This is a genomic window from Flagellimonas sp. L-11, from assembly GCF_056857735.1.
Genome location: NZ_JBSXNR010000046.1, coordinates 1 through 2282, shown reverse-complemented (window position 1 = coordinate 2282; position 2282 = coordinate 1). Strand labels below are relative to the sequence as shown.

General features: G+C 38.1%; 1 protein-coding gene and 1 pseudogene. One reads left to right on the top strand and one right to left on the bottom strand.

Features of this window, described 5'->3' with window-relative positions; all coding sequences use genetic code 11:
• Window positions 1–482 precede the first annotated feature (482 nt).
• Complete coding sequence (locus tag AC13CC_RS07100; RefSeq protein WP_482875581.1) at window positions 483–944, top strand: hypothetical protein; 462 nt, start codon at window positions 483–485, stop codon at window positions 942–944.
• Window positions 945–968: 24 nt separating this feature from the next.
• Here the strand turns inward: AC13CC_RS07100 and AC13CC_RS07095 are convergent.
• Window positions 969–2141, bottom strand: a pseudogene (locus tag AC13CC_RS07095) (IS256 family transposase); the annotation flags it as partial.
• Window positions 2142–2282: the final 141 nt, after the last annotated feature.

The following is a 2282-nucleotide window of genomic DNA, read 5'->3' as shown; positions in this document are numbered from 1 at the left end:
ATGAAGCTTGTTTAGTGACAACTGACAAAGTCTAAATCACTACGTAAGTCTGAAAACTTTGTTCCGGTAATAGTTCACTTTGTCAGTTGGGTTGTTTCCTAAATGTATTAAAATTACTTAATCGTAAATCTAAAGGTTCCGATAGATAAGCGTGAAGCAAAAACACGATAGGGCGCAACCTACTTTTTGGATTTCAGTAGCCCATATCCTCACCTGTACCCCTTGCCTTGTCAATGCCCCTTCCAAGTGCCTTGATGATCTTGGCCATTGGTGAAAGCGTATAGGTGTTCGTTACGTCCCTTTGCAGCCTTCCCTAAAAATTGAAATTATGGTTTCACCAAGAAACCAAACTTGGATAAATTTCAGAAATTCTAACGACTGAATTTCAGTGACATGCGAAAAAAAAACAAAATATGCAATGGCTATTCAGGTTCCTAAAAACATTGTTACTTATTAGTTTTACACCTCAAATACAAGTTGTTATGCATATAAAGCACAATGAAATGGATTATTCCTACCCAATTTCACTAAGGGAATGGCGTAAAGATTATATCGAAAAGGGAACATTCGATAATTATACAATTACTAATTATAGTAGGGTAAAAGAACTTTGGAAAGTGGACGAAAGTACAGGTGAATTAAAATTCAATATGCTCATAGATGCAGGAGAAGGGAATAGGATTTATCAGAAAAATCCAAAACAGTTTGTTTTAAAAGATCTTAATTTCAAGTTTTATGATAATTATTTAATCGCTCCTGAAACTGATAGTGATTCTGAACTAAAAAAATTCATTTCTAAAAGCAGTAAAATTCATGATGTTAAAACACCAAAGAGATGGTGGTTAAAAAAACATGGAAATGAGATTTTGGTTGGGGTAATAGTCGGGTTGATTATTTTGTTAGTGTCACTAATTTTGAAGAAATATGGATATGAAATTTCTTGAAATCTTAATTACCGGGTCTGTAAATTAAACTCTGTCTGATGTTTCAATTCCTCTGGGGCTAGCCCCAGAGGAATTGGCGTTTATGGCCAGCGGTATCCGGTCTCCAAATTTAATATAAAATTGCTGAATCGTGAGGCTCCAATTATGCAAAGGAGCTGTCCATTTCTTCTCGATGTTCCTTGTTGCCAGGTAGACTAACTTGAGTAGTGACATATCATTAGTAAATGCTCCTTTGGTCTTGGTAACTTTCCTGATTTGGCGATGGAAGCCCTCTACGGCATTGGTGGTATAAATAATCTTTCTTATGGGTTCTGTGTACTCGAAATACTGGGAGAGCTGCTCCCAGTTACGCTGCCAGCTTTCAATAACTACAGGATATTTACTTCCCCATTTCTCTTCCAGGTTCAATAGTTCATCTTCGGCTACAGTTTTAGTGACAGCCCTATAGACCTTTTTCAGATCTTTCATAAATTCTTTTTGATCCTTCGAGGCGATATACTTCAATGAATTACGGATTTGGTGTACGATACAAAGCTGAACCTGAGCCTTTGGATAAACGCTCAAGATAGCCTGTGTAAAGCCTTTGAGGTTATCCGTACAAGCAATCAGGATATCTTGTAATCCACGATTATGAAGATCGGTGAGCACCTGTAGCCAGAAATTAGCACCTTCACTTTCAGAAATGTACATCCCCAGGATTTCCTTTTTTCCTTCTTTTGTAATACCCAGGATATTATAGAGTGCTTTATGAGTAATCTTCCCATCCACCTTAACCTTATAATGCATCGCATCAAGCCAGACAATGCAGTATAGCGGTTCTAAAGGACGACTTTGCCAGGCTTTGATATCAGGAATGATCTGATCGGTGATCTGGCTTAAAACTGTATGGGAAATATCAGTGTCGTACATTTCCTTGATATGACCCGAGATGTCACGGTAGCTCATTCCAAGTCCATAAAGACCAATGATTTTTTCTGAAAGATTATCCGCTAGAATAGTCTGCCGTTTTTTTACCAGTTCAGGCTGGAAGCTGCTTTGACGATCTTCAGGGGTTTCAATATCAAAGGAACCAAAGCCACTTTTGAGCTTTTTGTTTCCCTTACCATTGCGCTTATTCCCTTTGGAGCGTTCCTCACTATCCAAATGGGAGTCCATCTCTGCTTGAAGAGCTTTCTCAATAACGTTCTTTAGCATCGGTGTGTTTATTTCAACTGAAAAGTATACCACTATTTCATTTCAAAAGTATACCATTTTAAATTAATTAACAATGGTATCCCTGTTCCCTGGGGTACCCCAGGGAACAGGGATACTGGCGGCGCCCTGATACCATTTTTTCGA

What these genes read in the sequence shown, in the direction of transcription:
- AC13CC_RS07100 (WP_482875581.1), top strand. Translation starts at nt 483, where the DNA reads ATGCATATAAAGCACAATGAAATGGATTATTCCTACCCAATTTCACTA.